We start from the raw sequence: 503 nt of genomic DNA on the forward strand, positions 1-503 counted from the left end.
TTGTAAATGCCGCCCACCCGAATCAGCCCGGTGTTGCTGTCGGCCAGCATCAAAGGCGTGTTGAGGTAGCGGTTGATCAGCGGCAGGGCTTCATTGAGCGTCAGGTTGTCCAGCACCAGTTTGCCGCTGCGCCAGGCCAGCGCGGTGTCGTTGGGGTAGGTCTGGCTGATCTGTGGCATGTAGTCGCCGTGTTTGTAACGTGCCTGCATTGACGGCCCAAGGCGCAAGCCATCGCCTGGCAGTGCGGTATTGCTGCTCACCAGCACCGAGCCCTCGATCAGGTTGACCCGCACCTGGTCTTGATACATCCAGACATTGAAACGCGTGCCTGTTACCCGAATCCTGCCTTCGCCTGCGCGAACGACAAACGGGTGCTGCGTGTCATGACTGACGGAAAAAAACGCTTCACCTTTTTTCAGGGTGACGCGCCGTTCGTCCTTGTAGTTGCTGAAGGTCAATTCGGTGTTCAGGTTCAGTTCTAGCTGGCTGCCATCGCTCAGGGT

At 58.1% G+C, this 503-nt stretch carries 1 protein-coding gene; it reads right to left on the reverse strand.

From position 1 onward, the window contains the following. Positions 1–503: FecR family protein (locus DBR24_RS34280; protein ID WP_256591950.1), on the reverse strand; the 503-nt coding region annotated here is incomplete at both ends.

Origin of the sequence: Pseudomonas sp. HMWF006 (genome assembly GCF_003061205.1) — a bacterium.
GTDB lineage: Bacteria > Pseudomonadota > Gammaproteobacteria > Pseudomonadales > Pseudomonadaceae > Aquipseudomonas > Aquipseudomonas monsensis.